Below are 18,129 nucleotides of genomic sequence, written 5' to 3'. Positions count from 1 at the left end.
AGAGGGGTGGGGTGAGGGGCATCGAATAGGGATGCGAGGTTACAGCGCGCAGGAGACGCAGCCCTGGACCTGCGTGCCCTCGAGCGCCATCTGGCGAAGGCGGATGTAGTAGATGGTCTTGATGCCCTTCTTCCAGGCGTGGATCTGGGCGCGGTTGATGTCGCGGGTCGTCGCGGTGTCGCGGAAGAACAGCGTCAGCGACAGGCCCTGGTCGACGTGCTGGGTGGCCGCCGCATAGGTATCGATGATCTTTTCCGGTCCGATCTCGTAGGCGTCCTGGTAGTATTCCAGGTTGTCGTTGGTCATGAAGGCGGCCGGATAGTAGACGCGGCCGATCTTGCCTTCCTTGCGAATCTCGATCTTCGAGACGATCGGGTGGATCGAGGAGGTCGAGTGGTTGATATAGGAAATCGACCCTGTCGGCGGCACCGCCTGGAGGTTCTGGTTGTAGAGACCGCCTTCCATCACCGCCTGCTTCAGCTCCAGCCAGTCGTCCTGCGACGGGACCGCGATGCCGGCCTTCTCGAACAGGTCTTTCACCTTCTCGGTCTCAGGCAACCATTCGCTTTCCGTGTATTTGTCGAAATACTCGCCGGACGCGTATTTCGAGTTCTCGAAGCCCTTGAAGCTTTCGCCGCGCTCGATGGCGATGCGGTTGGAGGCGCGGATGGCGTGGTAGGTCACCGTATAGAAATAGATGTTGGTGAAATCGACGCCTTCCTCCGAGCCGTAGTAGATGCGCTCGCGGGCGAGGTAGCCGTGCAGGTTCATCTGGCCGAGGCCGATCGCGTGGCTGTCGTCGTTGCCCTTCTCGATCGAGGGCACCGAGGAGATGTGGCTCATGTCCGATACGGCCGTCAGCGCCCGGATCGAAGTCTCGATGGTCTTGCCGAAATCGGACGAGTCCATGGCGGCGGCAATGTTCAGCGAGCCGAGATTGCAGGAGATGTCCTTGCCCATGTGCTTGTAGGACAGGTCGTCGTTGAATTCGCTCGCCTCGCTGACCTGCAGGATCTCCGAGCAGAGATTGCTCATGGTGATGCGGCCCGCAATTGGGTTTGCCCGGTTCACCGTGTCTTCGAACATGATGTAGGGGTAGCCGCTTTCGAACTGGATCTCGGCAAGGATCTGGAAGAAATCGCGTGCCTTGATCTTCTTCTTGCGGATGCGTCCGTCCTCGACCATCTCTCGGTATTTTTCGCTCACCGAGATCTCGGTCAAGGGCACGCCATAGACGCGTTCCACGTCATAGGGCGAAAACAGGTACATGTCCTCGTTGTTGCGGGCGAGTTCGAAGGTGATGTCCGGGATGACGACGCCGAGCGACAGCGTCTTGATGCGGATCTTCTCGTCGGCATTCTCGCGCTTGGTGTCGAGGAAACGCATGATGTCGGGGTGATGGGCGTGCAGGTAGACGGCACCGGCCCCCTGGCGGGCGCCGAGCTGGTTGGCATAGGAGAAACTGTCCTCGAGCAGCTTCATCACCGGGATGATGCCGGAGGACTGGTTTTCGATCTGCTTGATCGGCGCACCCATCTCGCGGATGTTGGTGAGCGACAGCGCCACGCCGCCGCCGCGTTTTGAAAGCTGCAGCGCCGAATTGATCGCGCGGCCGATGCTCTCCATGTTGTCCTCGACCCGAAGCAGGAAGCAGGAGACGAGCTCGCCACGGGCTTTCTTGCCGGCGTTGAGGAAGGTCGGGGTCGCCGGCTGGAAACGGCCGGAAATGATCTCGTCGACGAGATCGCGGGCGAGCCCCTCGTCGCCGCGCGCAAGCGCCATCGCCACCATGCAGACGCGGTCCTCGTAGCGCTCCAGGTAGCGCTTTCCGTCGAAGGTCTTCAGCGTGTAGGAGGTGTAGTATTTGAAGGCGCCGAGGAAGGTCGGGAAGCGGAACTTCTTCGAATAGGCGTGGTCGTAGAGATCGCGCACGAAATTGAAGGAGTACTGGTCGAGCACCTCCTGCTCGTAATAGCCTTCGGTCACCAGATAATCGAGCTTCTCGCGCAGGTTATGGAAGAAGACGGTGTTCTGGTTGACGTGCTGCAGGAAGTACTGCTTTGCCGCCTGCCGGTCCTTGTCGAGCTGGATCCTGCCATCCTCGTCATAGAGATTGAGCATGGCGTTGAGCGCATGATAATCGAGCGCTGTTTCCGTCGCCTTCAGGGGGCGTTCGAGTGTCGTGACGTCCAAAATCGTTCCATCCCGTTTCTGACATTGGCGACGTCCTCGTCGGTTCCGAGAAGCTCGAACCGGTAGAGGTAGGGCACCCGGCACTTGGCCGAAATGACGTCGCCGGCGATCCCGTAGGTCGCGCCGAAATTGCTGTTGCCCGCAGCAATCACGCCGCGGATGTGAGAGCGGTTGCCCGCATCGTTCAAGAAACGGATCACCTGTTTCGGCACCGCACCGCGGCCGTCGTCGCCGCAATAGGTCGGTACGACAAGCACATAGGGCTCGGTGACCGTCAGTGCTGACTTACCTTCCTTCAACGGGATGCGGGCGGCGCGAAGGCCGAGCTTTTCGACAAAACGATGGGTGTTTTCCGAGCGGCTGGAAAAATAGACGATCAGGCCCATCGCTTCGCGCCTTCAGGCGAGCGCGCCGATCATGTCCGGCCGGAAGCCCGCCCAATGCCGCTCGCCGGCAATGACCACGGGGACCTGGCGGTAGCCGAGGTCCTGCACCAGCGCGAACGCATCCGCATCCTCGGAGATGTCGACGATCCTGTAGTCGATGCCCTGGCGATCAAGCGCGCGGGTGGTGGCGGTGCATTGTACGCAGGCGGGCTTGCTGTAAACGGTGACGGACATGGGTTCCTCGTGAATGGGATCTGAAAACTGGGCACAAAAGGTCGTCGGCGCGCGCGGACGCGAACCGTCAAAGTGGCGATGGACAACGAAATACCGTGCCTCGAGCCGAACTGGCCGAAGTTGGCATCGTCAGACAGGCCCGATGATCGCTCGGAGCGACCGGGCCGGATCGTTCGTGACAGGGCGCGCCGGAATCTTGGAGTTTCGGCACACGGCATTTCGATCAGGCGCGCGAAACCGCGCACCCGTTGCGATCGGGTGGATCTGAACTGGAAGAAACTGACATGACTTCACCCCGAAGCTTGCGGCAGGTTGCCGGGGAGATGTCGAGACGATTGGGCAGGATCATCCTGCCGCGCGCAACTCAACCCTCCGGACACCCCGCCCGTGGACGTTTGGTGTTCGAGGCAGGTCTCCTGGCTCACGGGTCAAAGCTTCCATCCTGACCTTCCCGAGGCCTCATGCCTCAGTGATCCAATTCCGGACAGTCGCTCGCCGTCTACAGTTGCGGGGGCAGCTACGGCATAGCCGGGCAGAAATCCGCCAGCGCACCGTATTCCCATCTTAGCCCTCAATCCCTACGAATCGAGAGAACCTTGAACACTAGATATAGTAGTTGATCGCAAATTTGCGTCAATAGGTTCCGTGTGCGGAATAGCAGGGCGAGGGGATGATTTCTTTTGCAATGTGGATAACGGGGAGTAAACGGCTCTACGTCGCCAAGGCTGTGGATAGGGGAAGCGCCGGCGCTGCCGCGGCGGGGTTCCGACGCTCCGCCTCTTCAGTTGGCGAATGCCGGCACGGGCCGGTTGTCAGCATCGACGGCGACCATCACGAAGGTTCCGGTGACCGTTCGCCTTCTGTGGCCTGTCAGAAGCTCTTCCGACCAGAGCTCCACCTCGACTGTCGCCGAACTGCGCCCGGTTCGCACAATCCGGGCGACGGGTTCGATGATCGAGCCGATCGTGATGCGGTGCCTGAAGTCCATGCCGGTGCAGGAGGCAAGCACGGTTTTGCGGCCGCTCCGGCGCGTCGCCGCAACGAAGGCTGCCTTCGTCATATTGGCAAGAGCGTCACCGCCGAACATCGCGCCAAAACTGTTGGCCTGGTCGGGAAAGACGATGTCGACCATGCGCAGCGCGCCATCGCTTTCGGGTGTGATCGTCACTGCATCGAGCGGCGGCAGCACCCAATCTGCTTTATCGGCACCCGGCATTGCGACCATCGTGAACGTGCCGCGGCTGCAGAGTTTTCGGCTGCCGGTGAGCATATTCTCCGCGGTCATGTCGACCGAGACCGCCATCGATCGCCTGCCGACGCGGATCGGCTGGCCGCTGAAGCTGACGATCTGACCGATGCGGGCCGGGGCGCGAAAGTCGACCCGATCGCAGGACGCGGTGACGAAGGGCACTCGGCCGTGGCGGGTGGCGACGATGAAGGCGATCCGGTCCATGAGCGCGAGACCGCTGCCACCGAAAAGCGTGCCGTGATGATTGGTGTCGCCCGGAAAGACGATGTCGATCAGGGTGGCTGGCGCCGAGGTCTCCCTCGACGCCGCTTCAGTTTGGTCCGTCATGTACGGATGGTCTCACGTAACGGCGCCCTTGGCCTCTGGCGCAGTGCCTTCGCCGCTGCGACCATGTTGACGAGCGCTGGCCGCGTCTCTTCCCAGCGCCGGGTCTTCAGTCCGCAATCGGGGTTAACCCAGATCTGCTCCGGCGCGAGACCTTCGGTCGCCTTCTCGATGAGATGCACCATATCCGCGACGCCGGGCACGCGTGGAGAATGGATGTCGTAGACGCCCGGGCCGATCTCGTTCGGATAGGCCTTTTCGGTGAACGCGCCGAGCAGTTCCATCTTCGACCGGGATGTCTCGATCGAGATGACGTCGGCATCCATTGCCGCGATCGCCGCCATGATGTCGTTGAACTCGGAATAGCACATGTGGGTGTGGATCTGGGTGGCGTCGGCGACGCCGGCGGCGCTGAGCCGGAAGCATTCGACCGCCCAGTCGAGATAGGCTTTCCGGTCGTCCTGTCTAAGCGGCAGGCCCTCCCGCAGGGCCGGTTCGTCGATCTGGATGACGGCGATGCCTGATGCCTCGAGGTCGGTCACTTCATCGCGCAATGCCATCGCGATCTGCCGGCAGACCACCGATCGCGGCAGGTCGTCGCGCACGAAGGACCATTGCAGCATCGTGACGGGACCCGTCAGCATGCCCTTGACCGGGCGATCGGTGAGCGACTGTGCGAAGGCCGCCCAGTCGACCGTCATCGGGTTTGGCCGCGAGACGTCGCCGAAGATGACCGGCGGGCGGACGTAGCGCGAACCATAGCTCTGGACCCAGCCGCTCTGGGTGAAGGCGTAGCCCGAGAGTTGCTCGGCGAAGTACTGCACCATGTCGTTGCGTTCGAACTCGCCATGGACCAGCACGTCGATGCCGATCTCCTCCTGCCAGCGCACTGCCTGCTCGGTTTCCCGGCGCAGATAGGCGACGTAATCGACATAGCTGAGTTCGCCCTTGGCATGCAGCGAGCGGGCCTGGCGGACTTCCGATGTCTGCGGGAACGAGCCGATCGTCGTTGTCGGGAAGAGCGGCAGCGACAAGCGCTCCGCCTGCAACTGGCGGCGCGTCGCAAAGGCCGAATGCCGCCGGCTGTCGGCAGCCGTCAGCGTCTTCAGCCGTCCGGCGACCAGCGGGTCATGGACCTTGAGCGACGTCAGCCGGGTGCTTGCCGCCGCGTTCGAGGCTGAGAACACGTGTTCGGGATTGGCGAGCCCCGGCTCGAAGGCGCGGGCAAGCAGGCTCAGTTCGTCGAGTTTCTGCACGGCAAAGGCAAGCCAGGAGAAAAGCTCCGGATCGAGCGCCCGCTCCAGGTCAAGATCGATGGGCACGTGCAAGAGCGAGCACGAGGGCGCAAGCTCGACGCGGTCGCCGCCATGGGCGGCGATCAGTGGTTGCAGCCTGCGAAACAGCGCGGCGAGATCAGCGCGCCAGATGTTGCGGCCATCGACGACGCCAAGCGAGAGCACCCGGTCGGCCGGGGCTGACTGGACCAGCGCATCAACCTGCTGTGGCGCGCGCACAAGATCGACATGAAGCCCGGCCACCGGGAGCGCGAGTGCGGCCGCCGTGTTGTCGCCGATCGTGCCGAAATAGGTCGCCAGCATGATCTTCAGGCGCGGCGCTTCGGCGGCGAAGGTGCGGTAGGCGAGATCGAGGGCGCGGCGGTCCCTGTCCGTGAGATCGAGCGCCAGGCAGGGCTCGTCGATCTGCACCCACTCGGCGCCGGCATCTGCGAGTTCGGTGAGGACCCGAACATAGACCGGCAGCAGACGCTCGATCAGGTCGACAGGATGAAAGTCGCCGCCCTTGGCCTTGCCGAGCTTCAACAGGGTCACCGGGCCAAGCAGGACGGGGCGTGTGCGATGGCCGAGCGCCTCGGCCTCCAGATAGGCCTCGAGCGGCCTATTGTGCGTCAGCTCGAAGCGTTGGTCGGGCGCAAATTCGGGCACCATGTAATGGTAGTTCGTGTCGAACCACTTGGTCATTTCGAGCGCGGGATTGCCGCCGTCATTCGCGGCATGCGTGCAGCCGGAGGCGCAAGGGCTGCCGGTCGAGCCGCGCGCCATGGCAAAATAGGTGTCGAGATCGACAGGGCCACCCTTCCAGCCGTAGGCGGGCGGGATCGCGCCGACGAGCACGGCGGTATCGAGCACGTGATCGTAAAAGGAGAAGTCGTTGGACGGGATGATGTCGATACCGCGCGCCTTCTGCGCGCCCCAGTTTTCTGCGCGCAGCCTGCGGCCGGTGTCGATTAGGTCGTCGCGGCTGATCTTTCCAGCCCAATAGCGTTCAAGCGCGAACTTCAGTTCGCGCTGGCGACCGATGCGCGGGAAGCCGAGATTGGCAGTCTTGATGGTCATTTCCTTACCCCGAAGGTTGTGGGCAAGGCTTTGAATGCGACGCATCCGCCGGCGCGGAAAATCCCGCACCGTCAACGCGCCTCATCGGACACCCCGCCCGTGGACGTTGTTCATCGCGGCAGGTCTCCTGGCTTGCGGGTCGTCACGAACCGTTCCGTCTTCCCGAGGCGTCTTCCTCAGTGACATCATCGAACGGCCGCTCTCCGCCTACAGTTGCGGGGGCAGCTCCGGCATGGGCGTTTTTGAGGCGCCGCACCGAATTCCCTCTTAGCTCCGTCCCGCCCAAAAGGCGGAACCGAGAACCACGATTGCAGGACAATGCCCTGCAATCGAACGCGCGTCAATCGCATAAAGAAATGCTTATGTCTTTATTTTCTCCGACCGATGCGCGCGGCGAAGCGGTCACGCGGCGAGGGGCTTCGATATGTTGCCGGGCCGGCTGCGGCTTTGCCGGTTCCGGACATTCCTCCGGCCAGTGCCACGGATCCGTCGTATCGCCGACGCGCGCGCGGATATGATCCTGGTCCCGCGTCAGGCCGATGTCGCGGAGCTGGAATTCGTTGAAGGTGTCGATCGCAACCGAGGGACCAAGGGCCTTGTCGGCCCAATTCAGGATGCGATAAATCGTTGATCGCACTGCGTTAAGCATTGCTATCCTCATTTCTTTGCGGTGGTGTGTTCGCGAGAAAAGTGAGGATTTTTGCCGTTTCGCGCAAAGCGATTTCTCGCATGCTGGCATAAAGAATGCTTATCTCAGCGCCATGAGCAAGATTCCACCCATGAGTGCGGTCCGAGCCTTCGAGGCGGCGGCCAGACATCTGAGCTTCACCCGTGCGGCCGAAGAACTCGGCATGACCCAGGCGGCCGTCAGTTACCAGATCCGGCTGCTGGAGGAGCGCATCGGCACGCCGCTGTTCGTCCGGCTTCCGCGCGAGGTGCGGTTGACTGCGGCAGGCCTTCAACTGGCGCCCAAGGTGACCGAGGCCATCGATCTTCTGGGGTCGGCGTTTTCGGAAATTGCCTGCAAGACCGAGTATCACCTGCACATATCGGTGCTGCCAACGGTGGTTTCGAGCTGGCTCGGCCAGCGGCTCGCCTCGTTCCAGACCGCCCATCCGAACATCAGCATCCGGGTGCACATGTCGACCGAACTGATCGATTTCAAGCGCGACGCCATCGATCTTGCCGTGCGCAGCGGCGCCGGCGATTGGCCGGGCAATGACGTCTTTCCGCTGTTCCCACTCGACTACGTGCCGGTCTGCACCCCGTCGTTCCTCGAAAAGCACCAGCTCAAGGCGCCGGCGGACGTATTGCGGGTGCGCCGCTTCGGCAATGCCAGCTGGTGGCGCCGCTGGATGATCGAGACCGGCGTCGAACCGCCGGCGAGCAACGGCACCGAGCTGATCTTCGACGTCCAGGCGATGGATGTTGCCACCACCCTTGCCGATCACGGCATTGCCATCGCCGTCTCGACCTTCCTGATGGAGGAGCTGAGAAGCGGCAGGCTCATTCGGCCGTTCGATCATGTGGTCAGGGACGGCCGAGCCTATTGGCTGGTCTATCCGCAAAGCAGCCGCCGGCAGAAGAAGATCCAGGCCTTTCGCGACTGGGTCGTCGCCGAGGCCGATGCGTCGAATGCGCTGCTGTCAACCGTGATGGAGGGATCCCGTTCGCTTCATCCAGCGGTCGGGGCAAGCGCGCTCATCAAGCCCGAATAGGTCTTGCTGAGCGGGGCTGCGTAGGCGCCGCGCTTGCTGGTCGAAAGTCCCTGTGACACCAGCGCTTCGGCCTGCTTGACGGCGGCCGAGACACCGTCAATGACCGGCACGCCGTAATCGGACTGAAGCATGCGGGCGAGATCGGCCATGCCGGCGCAACCGAGCACGATCGCCTCTGCGCCGTCCTCGGCTAGCGCCCGTTCGATCTCGCGCCTGAGCTTGCCGAGCGCGTTCGTAGCCTTGTCCTCGAGTTCGAGCACGGGGATGTCGGCCGCGCGCACCTTCGCCCGGCCGCCCATGCCGTAGTGCCGGACAAGGTTCTCGATCAGCACCCGCGACCGTTCGAGCGTGGTGACGACGGTGAAACGTTGCGCCAGCATGGCGGCGGTCGCGACGGCCGCTTCGCATAAGCCCACCACCGGAATGCGGGCAAGCGCGCGCGCCGCTTCGAGCCCGGTATCGTCGAAGCAGGCGATGACCGCGGCATCGGCGCCGGAAGCCTCGCCGTCGCGGATTTCCGTCAGCAGGCCCGGAAGCGCGATCGCGCCGTCATAGTGGCCCTCGATCGAGGCCGGGCCGGATTTCGAGGTGCGCGCCAGAATTTCCGTGCCGGGACCGGCGACGGCGCGTGCGGCGGCTGCCGCCTTTGAGGTCATCGAGGCGGTGGTGTTGGGATTGACGATGAGGATGCGCATCGGGCCTAGCTCAGCTTTGCCTGGCGGCGCCGCAGCATCAGGATGATGGCGAGCGCGACGAGGATGATGGTGAAGGAGAAAAGCGTGGTGACCGTGCCAAGCGCGTAGAGCACCGGTGTCGTCACATTCGTCGTCATGCCGTAGATTTCGAGCGGCAGGGTGTTGTAGCTGCCCGACGTCATCAGCGTGCGGGCAAATTCGTCATAGGAAAGCGTGAAGCCGAAGAGGCCGACGCCGATCAGGCTCGGGGCGATCATCGGCAAAAGCACGTGGCGGAAGGTCTGCCACGAGGTCGCACCGAGATCGCGCGCCGCCTCCTCGTAAACCGGCGAGAACCGGTTGAAGACCGCAAACATGATCAGCACGCCGAAGGGCAGCGTCCATGTCAGGTGTGCGCCGAAGCCGGAGGAATACCAGGCGGGCTTCAGGCCGAACTGCTGGAAGACGACGCCGATGCCGAGCGAGATGATGATCGAGGGGACCACAAGACTTGCGACCGTCAGGTAAAAGAGCGCGGACGCGCCGCGGAAACGCCGGCGGAACGCGAGGCCCGCAAGCAGGGCGACGACGACATTGACCACCATCACCATCAACCCGAGCGTGAAGGAGCGCCGGAACGAAGCGCCGAAATCGCCGACCGCCTGCCTTTCGAACAGGTTATAGAACCAGTGCACGGAGACCCCGTTCAGCGGAAAGGTCAGGCCGCCGTCCGGCCCCTGGAAGGAGAGGATCAGCACCGCCGACAGGGGCCCGTAAAGAAACAGCACGAACAGGGTGAAGAAGGCTGCGAGCAGGTAGAATCCCTTGCCGCGTTTCTCGTGGTTCATCTCAGAGCTCCCTGCGGATATCGACGACGCGCAGGATGGCGGCGACCATCAGCAGCACGACGATCAGGAGCACCACCGCGTTGGCGGCGGCGGCCGGATACTGCAGGAGCGACATCTGGTTCTTCATCATCAGCGCCACCGACGCACTCTGGCCGCCGGACATGACCTGAACCGTCGAAAAATCCGCCATGACAAGGGTGACGACGAAGATCGAGCCGATGGCGATGCCAGGCTTGGCGAGCGGGAGGATGACGTTCCAGAGGATCTGACCGCCGGACGCGCCGCAATCGCGCGCCGCCTCGATCAGCGACCGGTCGATGCGCATCAGCGTGTTGAAGATCGGCGTCACCATGAACAGCGTGTTGAGATGGACCATGGCGAGCACCACGGCGAAATCGGAATAGAGCAGCCACTCGATCGGCTGCGGGATGAGCCCGAGTTCGATGAGGGTCGAGTTGACGAGGCCGTTGCGGCCGAGCACCGGGATCCACGAGATCATGCGGATGATGTTCGACGTCAGGAACGGCACGGTGCAGACGAGGAACAGCACCATCTGCATGGTGGTGGTGCGGACATGAAAGGCGAGGAAATAGGCGACCCAGAAGCCGATCACCAGTGTCAGCGCCCAGACGAGGACGGTGAATTTCAGCGTGTTGAGATAGGTCTTCCAGGTGACCCAGGAACCGAGCGTGTCGGTGTAGTTCATCGTCAGGAAGTCCGGGTAGAGACCGGCGAAATCATAGTCCCAGAAACTGACGACGACGATCGTCAGGATCGGCAACACGAAGAAGAAGCCGAGGATCAGCGTGAGTGGCAGCGCCTGGATGTAGGAGGCGAGCGCGCGGGGAATGACGAGGCGCCGAGGTGCCGTCTCTGTTCCGATCTCCCCTGACTGCGATGTCGCAAGTGTCGCCATCTTCGTTCCTCTCTTGTTTTCGTCGAATGGGCGCTGCCCCTCATCCGCGCGGTGAGGCAGCCCCTCATCCGCCTGACGGCACCTTCTCCCCGCTGGCGGGGAGAAGGCAGATGTGGTGCATGTCTTGCCATGCTCGACCGCCTAGGTTCACCCTCAGTGGCCGCTTGTGGCACGTCCCCTCTCCCCGCACGCGGGGAGAGGGTTAGTCCTCGGGTTAAACCCGAGGAGAGGGGCAATGACGCCGCTGGCGGCGTCACACCAATGATCACGCCGCGATGAACTCGTTCCAGCGCTTGATCATGTAGCGGTCCTCGTCCATCACCGAGTTCCAGCAAGCGACCTTGCCCATGCGCTCGTCGAAGGAGCCGCCGTCGCGCACCGCGCCCGCTTTTTCCATGATCTTGCCCTCGGGCGAGAGGATGTCGCCCTTGGCGGGCTTGCCTTCGACCCAGAAACCCCATTCGTCCTCGGACATGAAGCCCTTGGCCGTCTCCATCGCGGCGGAGTAGTAGCCCTGGCGGTTGAGGTAGGCGCCGACCCAGCCGGAGAGGTACCAGTTGATGTATTCGTAGGCAGCATCGAGCTGCGCGCCCTGAAGGTGGGCAGCAAGGCCGAGGCCGCCGCCCCAGGCGCGGTAGCCTTCCTTCAAGGGCTGGTACTTGCAGGCGATGCCCTTGGAACGCACGGCGGCGACCGCCGGCGACCACATGGACTGGATGACCACTTCGCCCGACGCCATCAGGTTGACGCTTTCGTCGAAGGACTTCCAGAAGGCGCGGAACTGGCCGTCCTGCTTGGCCTTGATCAGGAAGTCGATCGTCTTGTCGATCTCGTCCGTGGTCATGTTGCCCTTGTCGGCATATTTGATGTTGCCCATGGCCTCCATGATCATCGCCGCATCCATGATGCCGATCGAAGGGATGTTGAGGATCGCCGTCTTGCCCTTGAAGGCCGGGTCCATGATGTCGGCCCAGGTGGAGATCTCGCGGCCGACGAGATCCGGGCGGATGCCGAGCGTGTCGGCGTTGTAGATCGTCGGGATCAGCGTCATCCAGTCGGTCGGTGCTTTGGCGAAGCTCTTTGCGTCCTGCGCTTCGACGAAGCCGACGGTATGCGGCGCCGTCCCTTGCGCAACCACGCTTTCGGGCTTCAGCTTGCCGTCGATGAACAGCGGCACGATCTTGTCGAAATACTTGATCTTCTTGACGTCCATCGGCTGCATGACGCCGGCCGGGAAGACCTTCTTGGCGATCCAGTATTCGATGTCGGCAATGTCGTAGGAATCCGGCTGGGTCACCGCGCGCTGGGCGGCAGCGTCGGAATCGGTCGCCGTCATTTCGAGCGTGATGCCGAGGTCTTCCTTGCACTTCTCGGCGATCGCATTGATGTTCGACACGCCGGTGCCGAACTGGCGCAGCGTGATCGGGTTCTGTGCCCAGATTGTCGGGAAGCCGGTGATCGCGCCCGATCCGGCGATCGCGCCGACGGCGGCCGCGCCGGTCTTCAACAGCGAACGGCGTGTCAGGCCGCTTGACGGTTTCTCGGTCCTGGTTTCAGTCGTCATGTGCAGTTCCCCTTCTTGTGATGGTTGATTGGCTCATGCGGAAAGGCGGCCGAGGGGGACGACGTCCTCCAGAGCCCAGCTCAGGGACACCGCGTCGCCGACGGCGACGGGCTTGCTGAAATAGTCGGCGTCGCTGACGATCACCGTGAAGTCGTCGCTGCCGGCGCCGATGGCGGTGAGCTTCACCGACGCGCCGCGGTATTCGACGTTGGAAACCACCGCCTGGAAGCCAAGGCCCTTGTCGTCCGGTGCGGCGAGCCTGACGCGATCGGTGCGGACGCCGATGTCGATCGGCTTGCCGACCTCCTGAGCAATGTCGCGCACCGAAAACACCTGGCCTTCCGTCGTCTCCATCTCGACGATGTCGGCTCTGATCGCCCGAACTCTTCCCGAGAGAACGTTGTGGTCGCCCATGAAGCGCGCGACGAAGGCGGTGGCCGGCCGCTCGAAGACCGTGCGGGGTGCTGCCGCCTGCTCGATCCGGCCGTTGTTCATGATGACAACGAGATCGGCGAGCGCCATCGCCTCCTCCTGGCTGTGGGTGACGTGCACGAAGGTGATGCCGAGCGTTTTTTGCAGCTTCTTCAGTTCCGCGCGCATGCGGATCTTCAGGAACGGGTCGAGCGCCGACAGCGGCTCGTCGAGCAGCAGCGCTTCGGGCTCGGTGATCAGCGCGCGGGCGAGCGCCACGCGCTGCTGCTGACCGCCCGAAAGCTGGGCCGGCCGACGGGTGCCGTAGGCCTCCATCTGCATCAGTTTCAGCATGTCGAGCGCCTTGGCGCGCCTTATGTCACGGTCGACGCCCTTCATCTTCAGGCTGAAGGCGACGTTGTCGACGAGGTCGAGATGCGGGAACAGCGCATAGGACTGGAACATCATCGCCGTGCTGCGCCTGGCTGGCGGAAAATCGGTGACGACGACGTTGCCGAGCCTCAGATCGCCCGACGAGATGCTCTCGTGGCCGGCGATCATGCGCAGCGTCGAGGTTTTTCCGCAGCCGGACGGACCAAGGAAGCAGCAATAGCTTCCCCCCGGAATCTTGAGGCTGATCGACTGCACGGCCGTCGTCGCGCCATACATCTTGGAAACGGAAACGATATCGATCTCTGCGGCTTTCGACATGAGGCGTTCTCCTTGCAGAAAAGGAGAAGCATCAATCGTGCCAAGTTTGATTTCCGCGTTTAAGCCTCTGCTTTCGTGTGAAAAACGGGGTGATTTCCCGAAGGCCTCATCTAAGGGCCAAGGAACCCGGCTGCTCAGGAAATGAGCTTCTTGTCGTCAATATGCGCAACCATTGTATACAATAGTATGAAATGTGGGCGATGCGGCATGTGGCGGCAATGCCGTTTCGTCACGGCAGCCGGTGCCACAAAGGGGTGCGCCCGGCGAAAGTGACGCTTTCATGGAGAAACTGAAAATCAGCTGAGAACGGCTGTTACCAAACTGACATGGCAGCTCCCTAAACACTGCGGCCAACCGCAGAGAAGGGAGATCGAATCCCTCCGATCTGCCGCCTTGAAGCCATCGTCGGAGGCCCGTTTCCATGAAGATCGTCCAGATCAGCGACACCCATCTCAGCCCAACCAAGAGCCATTTCAACGGCAACTGGGAACCTGTTCGCGCCTGGATAGAGGCGGTGGCGCCCGATCTCGTCGTGCACACCGGCGACGTGACGATCGATGGTGCCGACCACGAAGACGACATCCGCTTTTCGCTTGGCCTGATCGGCCAGCTATCGATGCCGGTGCTCACCGTGCCCGGCAACCACGACGTCGGCCACCTGCCGGGCTCGCACCAGCCGGTCGATGCCGAGCGGCTTGCCCGCTGGCGGCGTCTTGCCGGCCCCGACTACTGGGTCTTCGACCGCGGTGACTGGCGGCTGATCGGCCTCAACAGCCTGCTCCTCGGCTTTGAGGACGAGGAAGAGGAAAGGCAGTTCGCATGGCTCGAAGAGCAGTTGCAGAACCGCGACGGGCGCCAGGTTGCGGTCTTTGCCCACAAGCCGCTCTTTGTCGACGACCCCAAGGAAGGCGATACCGGCTACTGGGGCATTCGCCCCCGTCAGCGCCAGCGTCTTTTTGACCTCTTTGCCGGCGCCGCTGTGGCGCTGCATGCAAGCGGGCATCTTCATTGGGCCTGGACCGGCGACCACGCTGGAACCTCGCTCGTCTGGGCGCCGCCGACCTCCTTCATCATCGACACGCTGGAGCGGCCGATGCCGGGCGAGCGGCTGGTCGGCGCCGTCGTGCATGCGTTCAGCGACGCCGGCGTATCGAGCGAGATCATCAGGGTCCCGGGGCTCGTCAACCACGTGCTCGATCCGATCGTCGAACAGATCTATCCGCTGGCGGCCAAGAAGAAGCCACAGGTGGAGGCGGCGCAATGAGCGTGCTTTCGCTTCGCGGCATCACCAAGTCCTATGGCGGCAACGCCATTCTGAAGGGCGTCAGCCTGGAGGCGGAGGCGGGCGAATTCATCGCGCTCGTCGGCCCCTCCGGCTGCGGCAAGAGCACGCTTCTGCGCATCGTCGCCGGGCTCGACCATGGCGACAGCGGCGAGATCGTCATCGGCGGCAGAAACGTCGTCCGCATGGCCGCGGCCGATCGCAACGTCGCGATGGTTTTCCAGTCCTATGCCCTCTATCCGCATCTGACAGCCGGAGAAAATATCGCCGTGCCGCTCGCCATGCGGCGGCTGACGGCGGCGCAGCGCCTTCCTGTGATCGGCAATCTCTTGCCGGGACAGAAGCAGATCCGCACCGACATCCAGCGCCAGGTCAAGGAAATGGCGCTGGCACTGAAGATCGACCACCTGCTCGACCGCAAGCCCGGGCAGATGTCCGGCGGCCAGCGCCAGCGCGTGGCGCTCGCCCGCGCCATGGTGCGCCGCCCCGCCGTCTTCCTGATGGATGAGCCGCTCTCCAACCTCGACGCCAACCTGCGCGTCCATGCCCGCGGCGAGATCGTCGACCTGCACCGCCGCGCCGGCGTGCCGACCCTTTACGTCACCCACGACCAGTCGGAGGCGCTTTCGATGGCCGACCGGGTGGCGGTGATGATCGGGGGCAATCTGCTGCAGTTGGCAGGCCCGAAGGAGATCTACGACAACCCGTCGCATATCGAGGTCGCGCGCTTCCTCGGTCAGCCGAAGATCAATGTGCTTGCCACCCGCACGGACGCCGCCGGTATCGTCCGTTTCGGTGATCTCGTGCTGCTCGCCAAGCGCGGCCAGATGCCGGATGCAACGGTGCAAATGGCCGTTCGCCCGGAATTCGTGCGTTTCCAACCGGTAAGCGCCGGTCGCCTGACGGCACGGGTCGAGCGGATGGAGTTCCTCGGCTCGGAAGTCATCGTCCACGCCCGCCTGGACGCGATCGGAGAGGTGATGACCTCGAAGGCGACGCCCTCCGAGGCCGCCTCGCTCAGCCTCGGCCAGCCGGTCGATGTCAATATCATGCCGGAGCGCGCGATGCTCTTTGACGGGGATGGCGCGCGCGTTGCGGCGGAGCCAGTCGCGATCGCAGCAACGCTGGAGACGGTTCATGGTTGAGGCGGGGGGCGATCAAGATCTGGCGACGGAGCGCGGTGCTGCGGGTGGCGATACCCCCCTCTGCCCTGCCGGGCATATCCCCCACAAGGGGGGAGATCAGCTGGAGGCCGCGTCCCGTGCCTCGCTTACCTTGTTGGGGACGCAATCGGGGCAAGTCGCCGGTGACGAAACGATTGCGCGCAAAGCAGCTGGTCTTGTGGCTATTGGCCCTGAGCGGACCGACGGTCCTGGCTCAAGCGAGCGCCTGCCGCCGGCCGATCTCCCCCCTTGTGGGGGAGATGCCCGGCAGGGCAGAGGGGGGTACGCCTCTGCAGAATCCGGGCCGTCTTCTCTTAGCGCCGATCTGGCACAGCGACAGTCTCGCGCTCCCAGCGCCGATGCCGGCTACCTCCCCGATCGCCGCGAGGCCCGCATTGCCTGGCTGCTTGCGCTGCCGGCAATCGTCTTGCTCTTCCTCTTCATCCTGTTGCCGACGCTGGCCGTGATCGTGCTCGGCTTTACCGATTTCGAGCTTGGCTACGGAAGCTTCCGCTTTGTCGGCTTCGAGAATTATGCCGAGCTCTTCTCTGACCGCACGTTCCGTCGGTCGCTCTGGAACACCGCCGTCTATACGGCGATCGTCACCCCGGTCTCGATCGTGCTGGCGCTTTCGATCGCCATGCTGATCGAGGCGGAAACCAAGGGCCGAGCCTTCTTCCGCACGGTCTATTTCCTGCCGGTCGCCTCGCTGCTCGTTGCCATGGCAACCGTCTGGCAGTTCCTGTTCCACCCGACGATCGGCCCGATCAACACGTTCCTCGCGCTTTTCGGCATCGCCGGTCCCAATTGGCTCGGCGCTTCAAGCACGGTGCTCTACGGCCTCTCAATCATCGGCATCTGGCAGTCGGTCGGTTTCAACATGGTGCTGTTCCTCGCCGGCCTCACCGCCATCCCGCGCGAGCTCTATGCGGCGGCCGAAGTCGACGGCGCAAAATCCTGGCTCGACCGCTTTCTCCTCGTGACCTGGCCGATGCTCGGCCCGACGACGCTGTTTGTCGCCACCATCAGCATCATCAATTCGGTGAAAGTGTTCGAGACGGTGAAGACGCTGACCGAGGGTGGGCCGAACAAGGCTTCGGAAGTGCTGCTCTTCACCATCTACCAGGAAGGCTTCGTCTACCTGCGGGTCGGCTACGCCTCGGCGATGACCGTCGTCTTCCTCGCAATCCTCGTCGTCCTGATGTTCCTGCAGTACCGCGTGCTTGACCGGAAGGTGCATTACGCATGACCCCCAACGCTTTCTCCGTCGCCCGCGTCTTTCGCCTCGCGGTCCTTTCGTTCGGCGCGCTCCTCTTCCTTGCGCCCTACATCTTCATGGTGTCGACCGCCGGCAAGGCGCAGAGCGAGATCTTCTCCTCGTCGCTGTCGCTGATCCCGCAGCAATGGTCCTATGTGGAGAACTTTTCCAAGGCGCTGTCGCGCGTCTCGATGGGGGCCCTGCTCTTCAATGGCGTCGTCGTCTGCGCCCTGATCTTCATCATCCAGGTCGTCGTCGCCATCCCTTGCGCCTATGCCATGGCAAAGCTCAAGTTCCGCGCCGCCCGCACCATGATGGTTCTCGTCATGCTCGGCCTGCTGGTTCCGATCCATGCGACCGCGCTGCCGATCTATGTCGCCTTCGACAGGCTCTCGGTCTTGAACAGCTACACGGCACTTGTGGCGCCGTTCTCGATCTCGGTCTTCGCCATCTTCCTGTTCCTGCAGTTCTTCCGCGCCATGCCGGATGACCTGATCCATGCGGCGCGGCTCGACGGCATGTCCGAGGCCGGCATCGTCGCACGTGTCATCGTGCCGAACGCCTGGCCGGCGATCACCGCTTTCGCGATCTTCTCGGTGGTCGCCCACTGGAACGATCTCTTCTGGCCGCTGATCGTCGTCACCAACCAGGAGTACGCCACTCCGCCGCTCGGCCTGCTCTATTTCCGCGCGGCCGAAGCCGGCGACGACTACGGCGCGCTGATGGCGGCGACCCTCATCATCACCCTTCCCCTCGTGACGGCTTTTCTGCTGGCGCAGAAGCGCTTCGTCGAGGGCATCACCATGACCGGTCTCAAAGGCTGAACGGTCCAACCTGGAGCGCA

Annotated in this window: 16 protein-coding genes and 2 riboswitches; of the genes, 5 read left to right on the top strand and 11 right to left on the bottom strand. The window is 63.1% G+C overall.

Annotation, left to right across the window (positions count from 1 at the left end; genetic code table 11):
* Positions 1-39: 39 nt before the first annotated feature.
* The 6 genes from nrdE to VGO12_RS27830 all read right to left on the bottom strand — a co-directional run bounded on the left by nrdE (position 40) and on the right by VGO12_RS27830 (position 7,401).
* Positions 40-2,193: a class 1b ribonucleoside-diphosphate reductase subunit alpha gene (nrdE, locus tag VGO12_RS27855; protein WP_327515965.1), complete on the bottom strand. Its 2,154-nt coding sequence runs from the start codon at positions 2,191-2,193 to the stop codon at positions 40-42.
* Positions 2,163-2,579 (bottom strand): class Ib ribonucleoside-diphosphate reductase assembly flavoprotein NrdI, encoded by a 417-nt coding sequence (gene nrdI, locus VGO12_RS27850; RefSeq protein ID WP_327515964.1) that lies wholly within the window; start codon positions 2,577-2,579, stop codon positions 2,163-2,165. Before nrdI ends, nrdE begins: the two co-directional genes overlap by 31 nt.
* A gap of 12 nt (positions 2,580-2,591) precedes the next feature.
* Positions 2,592-2,813, bottom strand: coding sequence for a glutaredoxin-like protein NrdH (gene nrdH, locus VGO12_RS27845; protein WP_327515963.1), 222 nt, complete (start codon positions 2,811-2,813; stop codon positions 2,592-2,594).
* A gap of 389 nt (positions 2,814-3,202) precedes the next feature.
* Positions 3,203-3,427: riboswitch (cobalamin riboswitch) on the bottom strand.
* Positions 3,428-3,594: 167 nt separating this feature from the next.
* A complete protein-coding gene (locus VGO12_RS27840; RefSeq protein ID WP_327515962.1) occupies positions 3,595-4,389 on the bottom strand; it encodes an acyl-CoA thioesterase in 795 nt (264 codons plus the stop codon).
* Positions 4,386-6,740, bottom strand: coding sequence for a 5-methyltetrahydropteroyltriglutamate--homocysteine S-methyltransferase (metE, locus tag VGO12_RS27835; protein WP_327515961.1), 2,355 nt, complete (start codon positions 6,738-6,740; stop codon positions 4,386-4,388). Before metE ends, VGO12_RS27840 begins: the two co-directional genes overlap by 4 nt.
* Positions 6,741-6,840: 100 nt before the next feature.
* A riboswitch (cobalamin riboswitch) is annotated at positions 6,841-7,055 on the bottom strand.
* Positions 7,056-7,080: 25 nt separating this feature from the next.
* Complete coding sequence (locus VGO12_RS27830) at positions 7,081-7,401, bottom strand: hypothetical protein (RefSeq protein WP_327515960.1); 321 nt, start codon at positions 7,399-7,401, stop codon at positions 7,081-7,083.
* Positions 7,402-7,519: 118 nt separating this feature from the next.
* Between VGO12_RS27830 and VGO12_RS27825 the strand changes: the two genes are divergently transcribed.
* A complete protein-coding gene (locus VGO12_RS27825) occupies positions 7,520-8,458 on the top strand; it encodes a LysR substrate-binding domain-containing protein (RefSeq protein ID WP_327515959.1) in 939 nt (312 codons plus the stop codon).
* Here VGO12_RS27825 and VGO12_RS27820 read toward each other — a convergent pair.
* The 5 genes from VGO12_RS27820 to VGO12_RS27800 form a co-directional block, all read right to left on the bottom strand.
* Complete coding sequence (locus tag VGO12_RS27820; protein ID WP_327515958.1) at positions 8,416-9,153, bottom strand: aspartate/glutamate racemase family protein; 738 nt, start codon at positions 9,151-9,153, stop codon at positions 8,416-8,418. The two genes, VGO12_RS27825 and VGO12_RS27820, sit on opposite strands and share 43 nt — an antisense overlap.
* A 5-nt stretch (positions 9,154-9,158) precedes the next feature.
* Positions 9,159-9,980 (bottom strand): ABC transporter permease, encoded by an 822-nt coding sequence (locus VGO12_RS27815; RefSeq protein ID WP_327515957.1) that lies wholly within the window; start codon positions 9,978-9,980, stop codon positions 9,159-9,161.
* A 1-nt stretch (position 9,981) separates the two neighbouring features.
* Complete coding sequence (locus VGO12_RS27810) at positions 9,982-10,896, bottom strand: ABC transporter permease (protein ID WP_327515956.1); 915 nt, start codon at positions 10,894-10,896, stop codon at positions 9,982-9,984.
* Positions 10,897-11,161: 265 nt separating this feature from the next.
* Positions 11,162-12,460 carry a PotD/PotF family extracellular solute-binding protein gene (locus VGO12_RS27805; protein WP_327515955.1) on the bottom strand — a complete coding sequence of 433 codons (1,299 nt, stop codon included), beginning with the start codon at positions 12,458-12,460 and terminating at the stop codon, positions 11,162-11,164.
* A gap of 33 nt (positions 12,461-12,493) precedes the next feature.
* Positions 12,494-13,582, bottom strand: coding sequence for an ABC transporter ATP-binding protein (locus VGO12_RS27800; RefSeq protein ID WP_327515954.1), 1,089 nt, complete (start codon positions 13,580-13,582; stop codon positions 12,494-12,496).
* Positions 13,583-14,003: 421 nt separating this feature from the next.
* Here VGO12_RS27800 and VGO12_RS27795 point away from each other — a divergent pair, with 421 nt between their 5' ends.
* From VGO12_RS27795 to VGO12_RS27780, 4 genes are all read left to right on the top strand, one after another.
* The gene (locus VGO12_RS27795; protein ID WP_327515953.1) at positions 14,004-14,846 is read left to right on the top strand and encodes a metallophosphoesterase; all 843 of its coding nucleotides are present in this window, start codon (positions 14,004-14,006) and stop codon (positions 14,844-14,846) included.
* Positions 14,843-16,009: an ABC transporter ATP-binding protein gene (locus VGO12_RS27790; RefSeq protein ID WP_327515952.1), complete on the top strand. Its 1,167-nt coding sequence runs from the start codon at positions 14,843-14,845 to the stop codon at positions 16,007-16,009. The genes VGO12_RS27795 and VGO12_RS27790 overlap by 4 nt, the downstream gene beginning before the upstream one ends.
* Before the next feature lie 343 nt (positions 16,010-16,352).
* Complete coding sequence (locus VGO12_RS27785; protein WP_327516035.1) at positions 16,353-17,276, top strand: sugar ABC transporter permease; 924 nt, start codon at positions 16,353-16,355, stop codon at positions 17,274-17,276.
* Positions 17,273-18,109 (top strand): carbohydrate ABC transporter permease, encoded by an 837-nt coding sequence (locus VGO12_RS27780; RefSeq protein WP_327515951.1) that lies wholly within the window; start codon positions 17,273-17,275, stop codon positions 18,107-18,109. The genes VGO12_RS27785 and VGO12_RS27780 overlap by 4 nt, the downstream gene beginning before the upstream one ends.
* The last annotated feature ends 20 nt before the right edge of the window (positions 18,110-18,129 follow it).

The organism is Ensifer sp., from assembly GCF_035999135.1.
In the GTDB taxonomy this organism is placed as follows: Bacteria; Pseudomonadota; Alphaproteobacteria; order Rhizobiales; family Rhizobiaceae; genus Ensifer.
Note: the sequence above shows the minus strand (reverse complement) of the source record. Positions and strands in the feature narration are given on the sequence as shown.